Origin of the sequence: Nonomuraea sp. NPDC049695, from assembly GCF_040674955.1 — a bacterium.
In the GTDB taxonomy this organism is placed as follows: domain Bacteria; phylum Actinomycetota; class Actinomycetes; order Streptosporangiales; family Streptosporangiaceae; genus Nonomuraea; species Nonomuraea helvata.
The window spans coordinates 1-3,346 of the sequence record NZ_JBFANV010000201.1 but is presented as its reverse complement, the minus strand read 5'-3'; the positions used below and the strand labels follow the sequence as shown (position 1 = coordinate 3,346).

At 67.4% G+C, this 3,346-nt stretch carries 3 protein-coding genes; 1 reads left to right on the top strand and 2 read right to left on the bottom strand.

What is annotated here, in order from left to right; all coding sequences use genetic code 11:
* Positions 1–97: 97 nt before the first annotated feature.
* Positions 98–1,171, bottom strand: coding sequence for a cellulose binding domain-containing protein (locus tag AB0J64_RS56910; RefSeq protein ID WP_364047072.1), 1,074 nt, complete (start codon positions 1,169–1,171; stop codon positions 98–100).
* Between the two features lie 312 nt (positions 1,172–1,483).
* On the opposite strand from AB0J64_RS56910, the gene AB0J64_RS56905 reads away from it, so the two are divergent.
* Positions 1,484–2,125 (top strand): class I SAM-dependent methyltransferase, encoded by a 642-nt coding sequence (locus AB0J64_RS56905; protein ID WP_364047069.1) that lies wholly within the window; start codon positions 1,484–1,486, stop codon positions 2,123–2,125.
* Position 2,126: 1 nt separating this feature from the next.
* Here AB0J64_RS56905 and AB0J64_RS56900 read toward each other — a convergent pair whose 3' ends face one another.
* Positions 2,127–3,110: a BtrH N-terminal domain-containing protein gene (locus AB0J64_RS56900; protein ID WP_364047066.1), complete on the bottom strand. Its 984-nt coding sequence runs from the start codon at positions 3,108–3,110 to the stop codon at positions 2,127–2,129.
* Positions 3,111–3,346 lie beyond the last annotated feature (236 nt).

Sequence of the window (3,346 nt, the reverse complement as noted above, 5' to 3'; positions counted from 1 at the left end):
TATTCCGATTTTTATGATCGGCCGGCGGGGGGGGCAGACCGCCAACCCGCGCTCCAGCCGCCGCGGCGTGCCGGCGGGTCACGCCGCCCGTCACTGGTCAGGAGAGGAAGCTGCCGTAGGAGCCGCGGAGCATGCTGTCCTTCTGCGACTGGCTGAAGTGGCAGTTCGGGTAGTCGTAGAGGGATGCCGACATGCACGTGCCGTCGGTGGACGTGGCGTCGGGCAGGCCGAACGCGTGTCCCAGCTCGTGCACCATGCCGCCGTACCAGCGATTCATCGGGCCGTTGATGCCTGCGGCGCCGTCGGCGTCGTGGCCGCTGAGGATCACCCATCCGTTGCCGCCGCCACCACCGGCGCCGTCGCCCTCGGCGCTGACCTCGCCGACGTTGAGCCAGCGGCTGTCCGGTGCGCCAAGGCCGAACTTCCTGCGCAGCTCTTCCTGCATGTTGCAGACCGCCCACCAGTACTTCTCACCGCAGTTCGGCGTGTTCTCGTACCAGCTTCGCGGGTGGTCACCGTTGACGACCTCGACGACCGGGCTGTTCAAGGTGAACGTCTTGCCCAGCTCCTGCTTGAAGAAGCGCTGGGCCTCCTGCATGACCTTGGTGATGCCGTCCGGGTACCGCTGGTCGTACGCAACGTCCGACGGCTTGAGCCAGTAGACCCGCACCGTACGCGACGGCGGCGGGGTGCCCGGGGTCGGCGTCGGTGACGTGGGCGGGGTGGGGGTCACGGTTGGGGTCGGGGTCACGCTGCCCGTGCAGGTGACGCCGTTGACCGTGAAGCTGGTCGGCACGGGGTTGCTGGAGTTGTTCCAGGTGCCGTTGAATCCGAACGAGGTGCTGGCGCCCGTCGCCAGGGAGCCGTTCCAGCTCACGTTGGAGGCGGTCACCGCACTGCCGCTCTGCGTCACGCCGGCGTTCCATGCCTGGCTGACCGTCTGCCCGGCGCCGAAGGTCCAGCGCAGGGCCCAATTCGCGAGTGGATCGCCGAGGTTCTTGATCGCCACGTTGGCGCTGAAGCCGCCGCCCCACTGCGAGCCGACGGTGTACGTGACCTGACATCCGGCCGAGGCAGCCTGCGCCGTGACCGTGGTCGCCACCGCGACGCTGGCCAGACAGACGGCTAAGACCCAGGCGACAAGGCTCCCGCGTACTCCTCGTTGGTGCATCTGATTCCTCCATTGCGGCTCGAACCCCGCCGTCGCGGCCGCCGGCGCCGCAGTCGGTCCCGCGCCATCGCGAGGTACGGCGAGAGATGGCGCGAGGAGAGAGCGGAGATCACCATGACCGCCCTCGATGACGAGGACCCGAAGAACGTGAGCGCTAACAAGGGGGTAGGGTCCCCAACCGCCGCAGGTATGTCAACGAGCGAGGATGGAAGCCACCGCGGGCGTGGGAAAACGCTCTCCAGAACGCGAAAGTTTCATCAACGACCGTCGGAAGGCACGTGAGCCGGCCGTCATGAACTACAGTCAGCCGCCATGGCCGAATCCTCCCCCTACCTGACGGCGACGGCGGACGCTTACGATGCCGTCGCCGCTCTTTATGCCGAGTTCGTCCGAGACAGTCTCGACCGCCTGGCCCTGGATCGCGCGCTGATCGCCGCGTTCGCCGAGCTCGTACGGGCCGCCGGTCCCCGACCCGTGGCCGAGGCCGGATGTGGTCCCGGATACATGACGGCGCACCTGCGGGACCTCGGGCTGGACGCCTTCGGCGTCGACCTGTCCGCTGTGATGATCGACCTCGCCCGTGAGGCCTATCCCGATCTGCGCTTCGAGGTCGGTTCGATGGACGCCCTCGACCTGGCGGACGGCGAGCTGGGCGGCCTCGTGTCCTGGTACTCCGTGATCCACATCCCGCCACAGGAACTGCCGCCATATTTCGCCGAGTTCCACCGGGTGCTGGCCCCAGGCGGTTACCTCCTGCTCGGCTTCTTCGAGTCCGAGGGTGGGCCGGTACTGCAGTTCGATCACAAGGTGACGCCGGCCTACCGATGGCCGATCGACGACCTCGCCGAACTGGCGCGCAAGGCGGGGTTCGTCGAAGTGGGGCGAATGCTGCGCGAGCCTCATGAGGATGAGCGGTTCCGCAGGGGCCATCTGCTGATGCGACGAAAGTATTGAGCTACAACTGACGCAGCACCTGCATGGCGTCCTTCTCGATGCGCGAAAGATCATGGAGGAGAACGCCGGCCTGCTCGAGGTACCCCGTGTCGCCGCTCTCGCCAGCCTTCGCGATCAAGGCGGACACGTCCGTCCACAGGACGGCGGCTTCGGCGTACAGCCGGTGACCGGTACGAAGGTTGCCGTCGTCGATCAGCCGGGTGCACTCGTCGAGGAAGTCGCGATAGAGGGCGCGGAACAGGGCACCTCCGGTGCCGCCCTTCTCCATGAGGAGGGCGGCCTGCGGCAGGTCCTGCTGCGGCTCACCGGCGCGTAGCAGCCATCCGGGCACCTGTTTGCCGGCTTTCTCGATGCCGCGGTGGCCCAGGTTCGCGATGGGAGCGGCGAGGAAGGCATCGGCGCAGTCCTTGATGGCGGGGATGATCTGGTCCTGCCAGGAAAGCGGGTGGGCCGGCAGGGTGATGGTGAACGAACGGTTCCTGGCGGTCATCGGGCCGCGTTCGGCCCGTGCCATGGCGAGGCCGGCCCGGCTGGTGCGCACCGCTCCTCCCTGCTGGTCGGTGTCCACCAGGTAGACGTCGTGCTCGTCGTAGCCGTACATGGCGACGACATGACCGCCGAAGTGCACCTTGGACCGGAAATAGTCCAGGTGGTAGCAGTCGAGCTGGAGACCGACCGGCCGACCGGCGTCGATGGGGGTGGCCACGTTCTCCCACGCCTTGCGCGGTGAGGTGGTCTCCAGGGTCATCAACGTCAGCCCCAGCCTGGCGGCCAGGTTCCTGGTGAGGTCGAAAGGCTTGACGCGGCCCCCGAGAAAGGGGAACGCCATGCCCTTGCTGTCCCAATAGATGAAGGACAGACCCGAGCCCAGCCCGAACAGCATGGGCTCGGACAGATCAAGCCCCTCGTGCCGCAGCAGCACGCCCAGCGCCGTCGTCTCGCAGTGCTGCGTGCCGCGGGCCTCGATGTCCTTCACGATGGTCATACGTCGCTCTCCTCCGGTGACGGCTGGGAGGAGCATGGAGCCTCCCACAGTGGGAGAGTCCAACCTTGACCTGCTCCTCGTCCTGAAGGGACGGGGATTCCCGTGCCGCTATGCGGCAGCTCGTGCCGCTTGCGCGGCCCCTGCTGTGGAACGGGGTGCTTGACGTTTCGCGGACCCGGGTGGGTCTCCACGCCCTGAGACGACCAGCCCGGCCGCCTGTCCTTTGGTCTTGATGT